Origin of the sequence: Janthinobacterium saanense (genome assembly GCF_014200675.1) — a bacterium.
Lineage (GTDB): Bacteria > Pseudomonadota > Gammaproteobacteria > Burkholderiales > Burkholderiaceae_D > Janthinobacterium.
Window position 1 is genome coordinate 25,733 of sequence record NZ_JACHCI010000018.1, and the last position, 15,193, is coordinate 40,925.

10 protein-coding genes and 1 tRNA gene are annotated in these 15,193 nt (G+C 61.5%); 9 read left to right on the forward strand and 2 right to left on the reverse strand.

What is annotated here, in order from left to right:
• The first annotated feature begins 92 nt into the window (after window positions 1-92).
• The 6 genes from HDE72_RS21075 to HDE72_RS21100 all read left to right on the forward strand — a co-directional run bounded on the left by HDE72_RS21075 (window position 93) and on the right by HDE72_RS21100 (window position 9,693).
• The gene (locus tag HDE72_RS21075) at window positions 93-554 is read left to right on the forward strand and encodes a hypothetical protein (RefSeq protein WP_183745118.1); all 462 of its coding nucleotides are present in this window, start codon (window positions 93-95) and stop codon (window positions 552-554) included.
• 92 nt (window positions 555-646) lie between these two features.
• Window positions 647-1,405 carry a 3-hydroxyacyl-CoA dehydrogenase gene (locus HDE72_RS21080; protein WP_183745121.1) on the forward strand — a complete coding sequence of 253 codons (759 nt, stop codon included), beginning with the start codon at window positions 647-649 and terminating at the stop codon, window positions 1,403-1,405.
• A gap of 195 nt (window positions 1,406-1,600) precedes the next feature.
• The gene (gene ggt / locus HDE72_RS21085; RefSeq protein ID WP_183745124.1) at window positions 1,601-3,376 is read left to right on the forward strand and encodes a gamma-glutamyltransferase; all 1,776 of its coding nucleotides are present in this window, start codon (window positions 1,601-1,603) and stop codon (window positions 3,374-3,376) included.
• 40 nt (window positions 3,377-3,416) lie between these two features.
• Entirely contained in the window at window positions 3,417-4,586 is a 1,170-nt protein-coding gene (locus HDE72_RS21090; RefSeq protein WP_183745127.1) for a patatin-like phospholipase family protein, read from the forward strand.
• A gap of 44 nt (window positions 4,587-4,630) precedes the next feature.
• On the forward strand, window positions 4,631-8,905 hold the full coding sequence (locus HDE72_RS21095; RefSeq protein ID WP_311735264.1) for a two-component regulator propeller domain-containing protein: 4,275 nt from the start codon (window positions 4,631-4,633) through the stop codon (window positions 8,903-8,905).
• A 62-nt stretch (window positions 8,906-8,967) separates the two neighbouring features.
• Entirely contained in the window at window positions 8,968-9,693 is a 726-nt protein-coding gene (locus HDE72_RS21100; RefSeq protein ID WP_183745130.1) for a response regulator, read from the forward strand.
• 133 nt (window positions 9,694-9,826) lie between these two features.
• On the opposite strand, the gene HDE72_RS21105 is transcribed toward HDE72_RS21100, so the two are convergent.
• Together HDE72_RS21105 and HDE72_RS21110 are read right to left on the reverse strand one after the other, a co-directional pair.
• A complete protein-coding gene (locus tag HDE72_RS21105; protein WP_183745134.1) occupies window positions 9,827-10,573 on the reverse strand; it encodes a hypothetical protein in 747 nt (248 codons plus the stop codon).
• A gap of 238 nt (window positions 10,574-10,811) precedes the next feature.
• Window positions 10,812-10,886, reverse strand: a tRNA-Arg gene (locus HDE72_RS21110).
• Between the two features lie 224 nt (window positions 10,887-11,110).
• Between HDE72_RS21110 and HDE72_RS21115 the strand changes: the two genes are divergently transcribed.
• The 3 genes from HDE72_RS21115 (at window position 11,111) to epsL (ending at window position 15,190) form a co-directional block, all read left to right on the forward strand.
• Window positions 11,111-13,006 carry an ATP-binding cassette domain-containing protein gene (locus HDE72_RS21115; RefSeq protein WP_183745149.1) on the forward strand — a complete coding sequence of 632 codons (1,896 nt, stop codon included), beginning with the start codon at window positions 11,111-11,113 and terminating at the stop codon, window positions 13,004-13,006.
• Window positions 13,007-13,229: 223 nt separating this feature from the next.
• Complete coding sequence (locus tag HDE72_RS21120) at window positions 13,230-13,901, forward strand: CAAX prenyl protease-related protein (RefSeq protein WP_183745152.1); 672 nt, start codon at window positions 13,230-13,232, stop codon at window positions 13,899-13,901.
• A gap of 41 nt (window positions 13,902-13,942) precedes the next feature.
• A complete protein-coding gene (epsL, locus tag HDE72_RS21125; protein WP_183745155.1) occupies window positions 13,943-15,190 on the forward strand; it encodes an XrtB/PEP-CTERM-associated polysaccharide biosynthesis outer membrane protein EpsL in 1,248 nt (415 codons plus the stop codon).
• The last annotated feature ends 3 nt before the right edge of the window (window positions 15,191-15,193 follow it).

A 15,193-nucleotide genomic window follows, 5' to 3' on the forward strand; every position in this document is an offset into this window, starting at 1 on the left:
GCCGTCGCCTTGAAACGTGAGAAATTGTTACCGCTGATAGGTTCTGGCGCGCCGTGTGCCAATAATGAAAGCAGACGTCTTCTGGAGCTGTCATGAAGCTTGCCTTGCCCCGTTTTACCCAGCTTGCCTTGACCGTGCTGATGCTGTGCTGTGTCTTTGCTGGCGGCCGCGCCATGGCGCAGCAACCGCCTGCGGCAGAGCCCGAGGCAGTGCCGGTGCAAGACTTGCCCGTCTGCCGCCTCGATCCGCACGACAGCAACAAGCTGGCCGTCGAACCGTGCCGCCCGGCGCCGCCGGTTGGTACGCGCCGCGCGGTAGCACAGGTGATAGGCCGCATGCCGCCCACGCAGATGGCGCCGCCGGTCGTGCACTTTCAAACCATGCCGCCGGGTTCAAGCGCTGCCGTTTCCAGGCCATTGGTGCCCGTCGGCGCCTGCGATGTGGGCGGTTGCCGTGACAGTTCCGGCGCGCGCTACAACGGCGCAGGCAATAGCACGCTCGATGCCAATGGGCGCATCTGCCAACGGAATGGCGCTTTTATCCAATGTTTCTGATGTAAAATTGGCGTGGATATGACGTTTACGTAAACGTAAATAGCGTCAAACATGCTGCCGATAACAGGCTATCACTACATCAGGAGACGACATTGCAAATTCAAGATCAGGTATTCATCATCACGGGCGGCGCTTCGGGTTTGGGCGCGGCGACGGCGCGCATGCTGGCGGGCGCGGGCGGCAAGGTTGTGCTGGCCGACCTGCAGGTTGAGGCGGGCCAGGCGCTGGCGGCTGAACTGGGCGGTGTCTTCGTCAAATGCGATGTCACCTCGGAAAACGATGGCAAGGCGGTGGTGGCCGCCGCCGTGGCCTTGGGCACCTTGCGTGGCCTGGTCAATTGCGCGGGTGTCGCGCCAGCCGTAAAAACCGTGGGCAAGGATGGCCCGCACCCATTGGAACTGTTCCAGCGCGTGGTCAACATCAACCTGGTGGGCACCTTCAATATGTGCCGGCTGGCGGCAGACGCCATGGGCAAGACGGAGGCGACGGCCGAAGGCGAGCGCGGCATCATCGTCAATACGGCGTCGGTCGCTGCTTTCGATGGCCAGATCGGGCAAGCCGCGTATGCCTCGTCGAAGGCAGCCGTCGTCGGTTTGACCCTGCCGATGGCGCGCGATTTGTCGCGCAGCGGTATCCGCGTGATGACGGTGGCGCCCGGCATTTTCGAGACCCCGATGTTGCTGGGCATGCCGGCCGAAGTGCAGGATGCGCTGGGCAAGATGGTGCCTTTCCCTTCGCGCCTGGGCAAGCCCGGCGAGTACGCGCAACTGGTGAAAGCCATCGTGGAAAACGTCATGCTGAACGGCGAGACCATCCGCCTTGACGGCGCTATCCGCATGCAGCCTAAGTAAAAGCGCCGGAGAAACGTTCAGGACGTTGTTGCAGGGCCTCGCCGTACTATTCGGCGCGATCCGCATGCAGCCGAAGTAAGTAGCGTTACTGAGGCAGGCAGAAGCGTCAGCGCGCCAGTCTTGATTTGAGTTAGGATATTCCCGTATCTGGCGCACAGCCGTGGTCGGCTGTGCGCTTTTTTTATCGGAGAATCCATGATCAGAATGAAGTCGCTGGCGTTGAGCCTGAGCTTGCTGGGGGTGCTGGCCGCCAGTCCCGCCTTTGCCGAAGTGTCCCAAAAGGCGCCGGAAATCGCCACCGCCTATGTGGAAAAGGCCGGCTGGTCGGCGCAGAAATTCATGGTCGCCGCCGCCAATCCGCTGGCGGCCGACGCTGGCTACCAGATGCTCAAGCATGGCGGCAGCGCGATCGACGCGGCAATTGCCACGCAACTGGTGCTGACGCTGGTCGAGCCGCAATCGTCGGGCATCGGGGGCGGCTCCTTCATGTTGTATTCGACCAACAAAGGCGTGCAAGCGTTTGACGGGCGCGAAACGGCCCCGGCCGCCGCCGATGAACATCTGTTCCAGCATCCGGACGGCACGCCGCTGTCGCGCAACGCCGCCATCATCGGTGGCCGCTCGGTCGGTGCTCCCGGCGTGCTGCGCATGCTGGAACTGGCCCACAAGGAACACGGCAAGCTGGCCTGGGCCAGCCTGTTTGCGCCCGCGATCAAGCTGGCGCAAAACGGTTTCCCCGTTTCCCAGCGTTTGAATGGCTTGCTGGCCTGGGACCAGGCCCTGAAGCGCGACCCGGTCGCCGCCGCGTATTTTTATGACAAGGATGGCAAGGCCTGGCCGGTCGGCCATATCCTGAAAAACCCTGAACTGGCGCGTACCCTGCGCGACATCGCCCGTGGCGGCGCCGACGCCTTTTACAAGGGCCGCATCGCGCGCGACATCGCCGCCAAGGTGGCCGCCCATCCGACCAATCCCGGCAAGCTGACGGCGGCAGATATTGCCGGCTACCAGGCCAAGGAACGCGATCCGGTCTGCAGCGACTACAAGTCCTGGACCGTGTGCGGCATGCCGCCGCCTTCGTCGGGCGGCATTGCGATTGCGCAAATGCTGGGCATCCTGGAAGTCAAGGATATCAGCCCTTATCCACCGGTCGATGGCGTGCTCGAGGCTAAAGCCATCCACTTGTTCTCGGAAGCGGGGCGATTGGCGTACGCTGACCGCGACCGCTACGTGGCCGATACCGATTTCATCCCGCTGCCGGGCAAGGGCGTCTCGGCCATGCTGGACAAAACCTATCTGGCGCAGCGCGCGTCCCTGATCGGCGACAAGTCCATGGGCAAGGCCTTGCCGGGCACGCCGCCTGGCATGCAAGTGGCCTGGGGCATGGACAATGCGCTGCAGCGTCCATCGACCTCGCACCTGGTGGCGGTCGACCAGTTCGGCGGCGGCCTGTCGATGACCACCAGCGTGGAAGACGCCTTTGGTTCGCGCCAGATGGTGGACGGCTTCCTGCTCAATAACCAGCTGACCGACTTCTCGTTCGATTCGCAGAATGCCGACGGCCCCATCGCCAACCGCGTGCAGGGCGGCAAGCGCCCACGCAGCGCCATGTCGCCGACCCTGGTGTTTGAAAAAGGCACGCACAAGCTGGTGCTGGCCACCGGTTCGCCGGGCGGCTCGACCATCATCAACTACGTTGCCAAGGTACTGGTCGGCACCATGGACTGGGGCTTGAACGTGCAGCAGGCGATCAGCCTGCCGAACTTTGGCAGCCGCAACGGCCCGACCGAACTGGAAACAGGCCGCGCGCCGGAAGCCCAGATCGCCGCACTGAAAGCCATGGGCCACGAGGTGCGCGTGATCGAACAGAACTCCGGCCTGCAAGGCATCATGCGCCTGAACGCCCACGGCCATGATTTCTGGTTTGGCGGCGCCGATCCGCGTCGAGAAGGCATGGTGAGAGGCGATTAAACTTTTCCACAAAGCACTAATACCCTGCTAATCTGCCGGCATGGGAATGGAAAATAAAACAGGCTTGATCTTGACGGGGGGCGGCGCGCGCGCTGCCTACCAGGTGGGGGTGCTGCAGGCGATTTCGGCGATCTTGTGGGAAGCGGGCTGGCCACCGGCGCGCAATCCTTTCGATATCATCTGCGGCACGTCGGCCGGCGCCATCAACGCCACGGCGCTCGCTTGCCGGGCCGATAATTTCGGCGAAGGCGTGCAAAAACTGCTGGACGTCTGGCAGCATATCGAGGTCGAGCAAGTCTACCGCGCCGACTCGCTGGGCGTGCTGCGTTCGGGCGCGCGCTGGCTGTCGCTGCTGTCATTCGGCTGGCTGCTGCGCAAGTGGCATGCCGCGCCGCCCAATTCCCTGCTCGACAATACCCCGCTGGTCAGCCTGCTGCACCGCATGCTGGATTTGCCACGCCTCGATGCGGCGCTGGCTGACGGCTTGCTGCATGCGCTGGCCGTCACGGCTTCTTCGTATTCGGGCAGCCGCCACATGACGTTTTACCAGACGGCGGCAGAAATCGCGCCGTGGGTGCGCACCCAGCGGCTGGCGCTGCAAGACCAGATCGGCGTCGAGCATTTGCTCGCGTCGGCCGCGATACCCTTCATCTTTCCAGCCGTGCCACTGTATATCGGCGGCCAGCGCGAATATTGCGGCGATGGCTCGATGCGCCAGCTGGCGCCGATTTCGCCAGCCATCCACCTGGGCGCCAACAAGGTGCTGGTGGTGGGCGCTGGGCGCATGACGGAGCCGGCGCCAGCCGCAGCCGACGCGGCGCGCTACCCCAGCCTGGCGCAAATTGCCGGCCACGCGCTGTCGTCGATCTTCCTCGATGGCCTGGCGGTCGACATCGAACGCCTGAACCGCATCAATTTGACCTTGTCGATGCTGCCGCCTGAACTGCTGGGCAAGACAGCCTTGAAACCGGTGGAATTGCTGGTGATTGCGCCATCCGAGCGGCTGGACGCCATCGCCAGCCGGCATATCGGCAGTTTGCCCCGTCCGATCCGTACCATGTTGTCGGGAATTGGTGCTGCCGAAGCCCGTGGTGCGGCTTTGGCCTCGTATTTATTGTTCGAATCGACATATACTAACGAGCTGATCCGTCTTGGACAGCGCGATACGCAAGCCCGCAAGGACGATGTACTGGCGTTTTTTGGTTCCTGAGACGGGTTTTCGGCTTATTTTCGCGTTTTTTAGACAGGACGACTGTGCTGGGATTTCGACGTGCTTGCGATGTGCTGTGGATATTGTGTCTGCTCTGGGGCGCTTGCGCCCAGGCCGCGCCTGCGCGCAACCTGCGCTTCGATCAGCTCAGCGTCGAGAACGGCCTGGCGCAGGAATCGGTGCTGTCGATCGCGCAGGACCCGCAAGGCTTCATGTGGTTTGGCGGCCAGTCTGGCCTGAGCCGCTATGACGGCTACCGGGTCGTCGTCTATAAAAACATCGAAGGCGACAGCAGCAGCCTGGCCGACAACTGGATAGGCGTGCTGCATGTCGATAGCCAGGGCCAGCTCTGGGTCGGCACCGACAATGGCCTGGACCGTTTCGATTCCGTCAGCCAGACCTTCATCCATTATGTGCAGCCGGGTACCAGCAAGCGTGGCAATGGCAACCGCCATGTACACGCCATCGTCGAAGATGGCGCACGCGGCTTCTGGATCGCCACCTCGGATGGCTTGCAGCATTTCGATCCCGCCACGGGCGCCTTTCGCAGCTGGCATCACGACGACAGCGACCCGTACAGCTTGGGCGATAACGAGATCAAGGCCCTGGCGCTCGATGCGCAGGGGCGTTTATGGATAGGCACGGTGACCGGCCTGGACATGCTGGCGCCCGGTAGCGACCGTTTCGAGCATTACACCATCGATGCGCTGCCTACCTCGAAATTCAATGTGATCCAGTCGCTGCTGGTCGACAAGCAGCAGAATCTGTGGATAGGCACCATGGCCGGCGCCGAGCGCTGGCGCCTGGGGCCGGCCGGCCAGGCGCCGCTGGCGCGTTTGCGCCTGGGCGAAAAACAGGGTTTCAATGCGATCCGCATCGCCAGCCTGTACCAGGATGTCGACGCCACCGTCTGGATCGGCAGCAATGCCGACGGCTTGTTGCGCTGGCTGCCCGAGAACGACACTTTTTTGCAGTTCCGGCACCAGACGGGCGACAAGTTCAGCATCGCCGACAACCAGGTGGCCTCGCTGTTCCGCGACCGTGCGGGCAGCTTCTGGACCGGCACCTGGTATAACGGCGTGAGCCGGGTGGACCTGGGCAGCGGCGGTTTTTCACGCATGGTGCGCGCCGCCGACGACACGGCCGCCCTGGCGGACAAAAAAGTGCGCGCGCTGGCCGATGCCGGCGCCGGCAAGCTGTGGCTGGCCACCAGCAGCGGCTTGAAACTGTATGACACGCGCGATGGCGCCACCCAGGTGTTCGACATGCGCAGCACGCCGGGCATGTCGCGCGACGAGCAGGTCTCGGCCCTGTACCAGGCACCGGATGGCGTGCTGTGGGTGGGGGGACGCACGGGCTTGCACCGTTTCGACCTGGCCACGCGGCGCTTTTCCACCACGCGCTTTGCGGTGGGCGATCCGAACAGCGACACCATCCGCAATATCGCGGGCGACCGCAGCGGCATGCTGTGGGTCTCGTCGCGCGGCGGCCTGCATCGCTTCGACCCCGTCAGCAAGCAGTTCACCACCTTCCGCCACGACCCGGCCAATCCGGACAGCCTGTCCGACAATATGGTGCGGCCGGTGCTGGAAGACAGCAAGGGCCGGCTGTGGATAGGCACTTTCCATGGCCTCGACCTGCTGGACCGCAGCACTGGCCGCTTCCGCCATTTCCGCCATGATGCGGCAGATCCGCAAAGTCTCAGCCACGATGAGGTGCATTTCCTGCACGAGGACAAGCGCGGCGTGCTGTGGGTGGGCACGGCCAATGGCTTGAACCGCATGGATATCGACAGCAAGGGACAGATCCGTTTTCGCCGCTTCCTGCGCAAGGATGGCATGGCCGACGACGCCATCGCCAGCATCCTCGAAGACGATGAAGAGCAGCTGTGGCTGAGCACCAACAGCGGCATCACCCGCCTCGACATGCGCAGCGGCCAATTCCGCAACTATGACAGCGCCGATGGCACGGTCGAAGGTTCCTACTTCGATGGCGCTGGCTTGCGCGCCGCCGATGGCACCATCTATTTCGGCGGCTTCAACGGCATGACGGCGTTTGCGCCCAAGGATATCCACGATAACCGCGTGCCGCCGCTGGTGGCCATCACCGAGCTGCAGATCTTTAACAAGCCGGTGGCGATCGGCCGCGGCGAGTTTGCGCACGTGCTGGGCACGGCCATCAACCATAGCCGCAGCCTGATCCTGACTTCGCGCGAGAGTGTTTTCTCGCTGGAATTCGCGGCCCTGCATTTCGCCGCGCCGCAGCGCAATATGTTTGCCTACCGGCTCGAAGGTTTTGACCAGGACTGGGTCATGACGGATGCCGGGCGGCGCTTTGCCACCTACACCAATCTCGATCCGGGCGAATATGTGTTCCGCGTCAAGGCGGCCAACAAGGACGGCGTGTGGAATGAAAGCGGCGCCACCCTGCATATCACCATCTTGCCGCCGTTCTGGAAAACCTGGTGGTTCCGCAGCCTGATGGCCTTGCTGGTGCTGGGCCTGATCTACGGCGTGTACTGGCAGCGCATGCGCATCCTGCGGCGCCAGCAAAGCAAGCTGGAACGGCAGGTGAACGAGCGCACGGCCGAGGTGTCGCAAAAGAACCACGAATTGCGCAGCAAGGAAATCGAAGTGCGGGCTCAGTCCCACGAGCTGGCGCTGGCCAACAGCAGCCTGAAGAAAAATGAGGAAAGCCTGCGCCAGGCCAAGCGCAAGGCCGAAGATGCGACACGCCAGAAATCGGAATTCCTGGCCAATATGAGCCACGAGATGCGCACGCCGCTGGCCGGCGTGATCGGCATGCTGGGTTTTGCCTTGCGCGACCAGCAGCTGCACGCCTCGACGCGCGAGCAAATCCTGCGTGGCCAGGCCAATGCCGAGTCGCTGCTGGCCATCATCAACGACTTGCTCGATTTTTCCAAGATCGAAGCCGGCAAGCTGAGTATAGAAAACATCGATTTTGCCCTGGGGGCGGCGATGGAAAACGTGGTCAGCCTGTTTGAAGAGCAGGCGGCCGCGCGCAGCATCGGCTTTTCCATCGATTTTGCGCCCGACTTGCCGCCTTTCGTGGTGGGTGACCCCAGCCGCTTGCGCCAGGTGCTGGTCAACCTGGTCGGCAATGCCTTCAAGTTCACCCAGCATGGCGGCGTGAGCGTGCGCGTGGAGCGCGCCGGCGTGGCGCCTGGCCAGGCGCATGCGCAACTTAACTTGATACGCTTCATCGTCAGCGACAGCGGCATCGGCATCGACGCCGATGCGATGGCGCGTCTGTTCCAGAAATTCGAACAGGCCGACGCCAGCACCACGCGCCGCTACGGCGGCACGGGGCTGGGACTGGCGATCTGCCGCCAGCTGGTCGAACTGATGGGTGGAACCATCACGGCCACCAGCGTGCAGGGGCAGGGCAGTACCTTCATTTTCATCTTGCCGCTGGCCGATGGCGTGGCGCCGCCGCTGGTGCCGCAGCTGACGCTGGCGCCGCACAGCCACCAGCTGCACGTCTTGTGCGCCGAAGATTTCCCGACCAACCAGATCATCATCCGCGTGATGCTGGAAGACCTGGGGCACCGCGTCGACGTGGTGAGCAACGGTACCCTGGCGGTGGCCGCCTGCGCGCAGACGCGTTATGACCTGGTACTGATGGATGGACGCATGCCCGAGATGGATGGCGCCACGGCCACCCGGCTGATACGTGCCGGCGGTGCGCCGGAGCAGCCCGTGCATGACCCGCAAGTGATGATCGTGGCGCTGACGGCCAATGCCAGCGAAGAAGACCGCAGCCGCTATCTGGGCGTCGGCATGGATGATTTCCTCAGCAAGCCGATCGACGAGGTGGCGCTGCATTTCCTGCTCGAGCGCGCCATCGAACGCCAGCTGGAGCGTGGCCACGTGTTGCCGCGCATGTCCTTTGTCGCGCAGCGCAGCGCCCCGCAGGGGCAGGCCGAACTCGATGTGCTGTTTGGCGTGGCGCCCGAGGCGTCATCGCAGCAGGGCAGCCGTGGCCTGGACCTGAAGCGCCGCATCCGCGCCGCTTTTGTGGCCGACCTGTCGAGCCGGCTGCGTGAACTCGATGCGGCGATGGCGGCGCAGAACAAGGAAGCGGCCGGCCGTTTGCTGCATGGCTTGAAGGGCAGCGCCGCCTATCTCGATGAAGCCGAGCTGCATGGTTTGTGCACGCAGCTGGAAGAAGCAGCCGATAGTGGTCTGTGGCAACAGGTCGACGTGCATTTGCCGCGTCTGCACGCGCTGCTGGCGAAAATCGCCGCCTCCGTCAATGAAGTGCAATCTTTACAAGATTATCCATCGGAATCGGCCTGAAAGCCGTTAAAATACGCTCAAACAGATTGCTACAGCCGATAGTAGAGACAGTGGAGAGCGCAATGAAAGTACTGGTGGTGGACGATGATGTCGTATCGCGCATGGTGTTGATGCACCTGATCGACAGCTGTGGTGTGCATGACATCGTGGAGGCCGAAGATGGCGCTGCCGCGTGGGAACAACTGGAGGCCGGCCTGCGTCCCGCGCTGTGCTTTTGCGACCTGCGCATGCCCCGTTTGTCGGGCATGGAACTGCTGCAGCGGGTCAAGGGCAATCCTGAGTTGCAGGCCATGCCTTTCGTATTGATTTCCTCGGCCACCGACCGCGAGACCGTCAATGGCGCCAGCGCCGCCGGGGCCGACGGCTATATCGTCAAGCCCTTCCAGGGCGATGAAGTGCGGCCCTTTTTGCACCGTGCATCTGGCCCCGCTGTCGCCTGGGCGGCGGAAGCACCGGCGCGCACCCTGGCCCGCCTGGGCGTGGGCGCAGAGCGCCTGCACGCTTATCTGAAAGGCTACGAGGCGCAACTGGCCACGTTTGCCGGCGAGATCGACAGCCTGGCCGTGGGTGAGGCCGGCGCACTGCGCTTGCAGCTGGAGCGCCTGCACATGGGCTGCGCCACCCTGGGCTTGAGCGGCGCGGCCGACGCCCTGCAGGCGACCCTGGCCCAGCCCACGGCAGCGCCCGCCCTGCATGCGCTGCTGGCGCAACTGCGGCAAGCCGTGGCCTGGCAGGCAGAATTGCTGGCACAGGACATCAGTGTGCCCGTATCGGGCTTTCAGCAATAGATTTATGGTTTACAACGCCTGACAAAACCGTCGCGAGCGGAAGGGAGAGGTAGCCGAGAAGCGCAACCGTACGAAAGTACGGTGAGCATCGCAGGCTGCCTATACCGACGCGCAGCAGGTTTGAGCAGGTGTTTTAATCCAGCTTGTCTGCAAACACCATACGCGTCAGCAAGGTTGGCAGGGGCAGATAAACCAGCATGTCGTCGAAGGCGCCGCCGGGCAGGGCGCTGTTGTCGCTTGCCTGGCGGACGATGAAATGCTGAGTCGCCTGGTCGTTGCTGCGCTCGTTGGCATTTTCCACCTTCCCGCTGCGCTGTTTTACGCCTTGCACGCTGGTGCCAAAGTTGTGCTTGCCGGTCGAGAAAATCACGGCAGGCGAACAGGCGCCGCGCCCGCACAAGTCATCGCCATAGACATAGCGCAAACCGCCATCCGCGTAGCGTGTCTGGATGGTCTTGCTGGCCAGCACCTCGTTGCGCCTGATCGGCGCCTGCGTAAAGGCCGGCGTCACGCTATAGCGCAGCACATTTCCCCAGCTATCGGCCGCCGCCACGCCCAGCGCCACCCACGGCAAAAAACCGCTGCAATCGGCGTCATTCATGCACGGCAGCGCGCTTTCGCGGCCATCCTGCGCCGACATGGCAGGACGCGGCAGCCGACCATGCTGCAAGGCAAACCCGATCAAGGCATCGCGCGACTGCGCCAGGGCTTGCTGCGTACGCTCGACCCGGCGCTGTTCCATCACCTGCGGACTGAAACCCGTCATCAGCAGGGTAGCCGCACCCAGGGCCAGCACGGTCACCAGCAGCAGCAGGGCGGCGCCGCGCTGCTGGGCAGGGCGGTGTTGTATGCGTGGTGAGTAGGGTTTGCTTGGGTGCATGATCAGTATCTTAACGAAACTGTTAAGCGGCAGTATATGTCGCGGGGTAATTGAAGGCGCGGATATTACTGGCTAGCTTGCTTTACTTTTGTATGGAAATTACTTGCGCACCGGCTTTTGACTGTACAAGTAGTCAGCCCAGTATTGCATCAGCATGTAGCTGGTTCGATTATAGGCGTGACCATTTGGGTCTTTGAATGCACGTGCTAACTGGTGCTTGATGAACTTTGGGGAACGCTGGTCCCCCCGACTGGAATCGAACCAGTATCCCACGCTTAGGAGGCATGTGCACTATCCATTGTGCTACGGGGAGGACGCTGTCGGCAGGCTTAAGCTTACCGCCTTCGGCAGCGCGCAGGGATAAAAAGACTCCGCTACGCTGTGAAGCGAGCGCAATTATAGCCGACAGATTGCAAGATATGCCTAAGCTTGCGCGACTATCGGTACAATGCGTGCTTCTTTCATCATCTGATCGGCGACTGTGTTGCGTACCACGCGGTATGCAAGGTACGGCGCCCGAGCACTTTACTCATCATTATGGCTGTCATCTCTCTTTCATCGGCGCAACTTGCGTTCGGTCACGTCGCGCTGCTCGATCACGCGGAATTTTCACTGGAAACCTCGGAGCGGGTCGGTTTGATCGGCCGCAACGGCACGGGCAAGTCCTCGCTGCTGAAAGTCATTTCGGGCAAGTTCAAGCTCGATGACGGTTTGTTGGTGATGCAGCAAGGTATCAAGATTGCCTATGTGGAACAAGAGCCGCAATTCGACCCGGAAATGTCCGTGTTCGACGCGGTGGCCTCCGGCATGGGCGAATCGCAAGCCTGGCTCAAGGAATACGATACGCTGACGGGCCAGTTTGGCCAGGGCAACGATGATGAATTGATGGAACGCATGCACGATATCCAGGTCAAACTGGATGCGGCCGATGCCTGGAGCTTGCCGAACAAGGTAGAAACCGTGCTCGACCGTCTGAACCTGACGGGCGACATGCTGATGAAAACCTTGTCGGGCGGTATGCAGAAGCGCGTGGCGCTGGCGCGCGCGCTGGTCTCGGCGCCTGACGTGCTGCTGCTCGATGAGCCGACCAACCATCTGGATTTCAGTTCCATCCTGTGGCTGGAAGGTTTGCTGCGCGACTTCAAAGGCAGCGTGCTGTTCATTACCCATGATCGCTCCTTCCTCGACAACGTCGCCACGCGCATTATCGAGCTGGACCGTGGCCGCTTGCTGTCGTATCCAGGCAACTTCACGGCCTATCAGGTGCGCAAGGCCGAGCAGCTGGAAATCGAAGAGGTGGAAAACGCCAAGTTCGACAAATTCCTGGCGCAGGAAGAAGTGTGGATACGCAAGGGCGTCAAGGCCCGCCGCGTGCGTGATGAAGGCCGTGTGCGCCGCCTGGAAGCGCTGCGTTTGACGCGCAATGCGCGCCGCGATCAGCAAGGGCAGGTCAAGCTGGACGTGTCGGCCGGCGAACGCTCGGGCAAGATCGTGGCGGACCTGGAAAACGTCTCCAAGACCTATGGCAGCAAGGTCATCGTCAATGATTTCACCGGCACCATCTTGCGTGGCGACAAAGTGGGCCTGATCGGCGCGAACGGCGCCGGCAAGACCACCTTGCTGAAAATGATCCTGGGCCAGGAGACGCCGGAGACGGGCAGCGTGCGCCTGGGTACCAAGTTGCAAGTGGCATATTTCGATCAGATGCGCACGCAGCTGAACGAAGAAGCGAACTTGATGGAAACCATTGCGCCGGGCAGCGACTGGGTCGAGATCAATGGCCAGCGCCGTCACGTGATGACCTATCTGAACGATTTCCTGTTTGCTCCAGAACGTGCCCGTTCGCCCGTCAAGACTCTGTCCGGTGGCGAGCGCAACCGTTTGCTGCTGGCGCGTTTGTTCGCCAAGCCAGCCAACGTGCTGGTGCTCGATGAACCGACCAATGACCTGGATATCGATACCCTGGAATTGCTGGAAGAGTTGCTGGAAGAGTACACCGGCACCGTTTTCCTGGTCAGCCATGACCGTACTTTCCTCGATAACGTCGTCACGCAAGTGATCGTGGCCGAAGGTGAAGGCAAGTGGCGTGAATTCGTCGGCGGCTATTCGGATTGGGAGCGCCAGCGCGCCACTGTGCCAGCGGTCACCGCACGTAGCGCACCGAAGGCCGCAGCAGCGCCTGCGGCCGCCCCGGCCGCCAAGCAGAAAAAGCTCAGCTATAAAGAGCAGCGCGAACTCGACGAGTTGCCGAACATCATGGCCGCGCTGGAAGATGAGCAAGCCGTGCTGGCAGGACAATTGTCGCATCCCGATTTCTATAAAAAAACGCCGGCCGAGGGCAAGCGCCTGAATGCCCGCATGGCGGAAATCGAGAGCGAGTTGCTGGCTGCCCTGGAAAAATGGGAAGCCATTGAAGCGCGCGCCAAAGGCTGAACGCTGAGAGATTGATCACACACGATTGCCGCTACCGGCGGCAATCGTTCCCGCCTTCCTTTCGTTGCACACTGTACGTCCCCTCTTCGCAAACAGGCTTGGCATTTCTGCTAGAATATTGATCGCAAGACAATATTGCCGGTTCTTGTATTTCCTGACGACACTATCCCGTGTCATTCTTTTTTAGTCGCCTCATCAGACCGGAAACGGGAGGAGCGGTTTCATGTTTGACCGACTCGCGCTGCCACGCGTGCTGCCTTTTTTTACTTATCTCTTTTTTATTCTTATTGCCGATGTGTTAATATGGGCGGGATATGCTCAGGAGCAATTGCGCTATCTGTACGTGGTGAAGATAGGTGCCGTGCTTGCCTTGCTGTGGCTGTACCGCCGCCATTACACGGAGCTGGCCTGGCCCGGTGCTTCCCGCATGGGATGGTCCACCATCGCCTGGTCGGTATTGGCCGGCATCGTGGTCTTGCTGCTGTGGCTCAACCTGGGCGCATCCTGGATGGTGATCGGGCAATCAAACGGTTTTGATCCACGCTCTGGCGGCGGCTATGACTGGCTGCTGGTGGTGGCGCGCATCGCCGGTGCGGCGCTGGTGGTACCCGTGATGGAAGAGTTGTTCTGGCGCTCATTCTTATTGCGTTGGTTACAATCGCCAAATTTTCTGTCAGTCGAACCGTCACTGTTGAAGTTCCGCTATATTGTTGTTGCGGCGATACTATTTGGCTTTGAACATAATTTGTGGTTCGCGGGCATTGTTGCCGGCTTAGCATATGGTTGGCTCTACGTGCGTTTTCGCACCCTGTGGTCGGCCATCATCGCGCACGGCGTGACGAATGGCTTATTGGGCGTCTGGGTGCTTATTACCGGGCAGTGGGGTTATTGGTAATCGCGTCATTAGTGGATGCAATAAGCACAAAGATGAAAAAAATGTTGAGCCTGACTGAAAAAAAGCGTGCTGCTACCGCTGCATGCCCCGCTTTCTGCGCGCCCCGCCGGGCCGCCCTGGTGCTATTGATCGGCGCCGCATACAGCTGTAGTGCCCACGCGGAAATCAGCGACACCATCCACCCGTTTATCCAGACCACGTTCGCCTACGACGATAATTTGCTGCGCCTGAGCGAGTTTCCGGGGCAAATCCCCGACCTGGGCGATACCAGCCGCACGGTGCAGGGCGGTTTCCTGTTCGAACGCCCGGTCGGCCGGCAGTTATTCACGGGCTACGCCAAACTGAGCCACGTCACTTTCAACCGCTTTACCGAGCTCAATTACAACGGCAAGGATGCGCTGGTCGACTGGGCCTGGCAGCTGGGCAACCGGTGGCAGGGCCATCTGGGTACCAGCTACCTGGAAACCCTGGCGCCATTTACCGATACCAATTCCGACCAGCGCAATTTGCGCACGCAGCGGCGTAACTATGCGGATGCAACCTGGCTGTTTCATCCCAGCTGGCAGGTACGCGCGGGTTTTTCGCAATTTACGGCCGACTATGAATTGCCTGCGCAACAGATCAATAACCGCACGGAAAACGCCACCGAACTCGGTGTCGATTATCTGGCCGCCAGCGGCAGCAAGGTCGGCATACAGCTGCGTCAACTGAGGTCGAACTATCAATTCAAGGGCAACCCCCTGTTTGGCTTGCCTGACAATGACTACACGCAAGATGAAATCAAGGCCAATGTGCTGTGGCTGGTCAGCGGACCGACCAAGCTGTCCTTCCTGGGCGGCTGGGTGCGCCGCACGCATCCGCAGTCCGTGTCGGGTACCAGCAGCAGCGGCGCCAACGGCCGCTTGATCGCCGACTGGGTCGCCACCGGCAAGCTGCGCTTCAACGCCAACCTGTGGCGTGAATTCCAGGTGGTCGAAGGCGGCATCGTGGGTAGCAGCTTGAACAAGGGAGCCAGCCTGGCGGCTTTCTGGAGCGCCACCGCCAAAGTGGGGCTCAACGCCCAGCTGCGCCATGAGAAACGCGATTTCAGCACCATCAACGGTTTCACGGCGCTGGACGGCTTGTCCGATGCCACCAACGGCAGTTCGCTGGGGCTGACGTATGCGCCAGTCAACAACATCCAGCTGGAACTCGATGCATTCCGCGACCGGCGCAGCGGTAATCCTATCGTGGGCAGCAATACTTACCGGGCCAAAGGCGTTTCATTTTCCGCCAATGTTCAATTCTGAAAA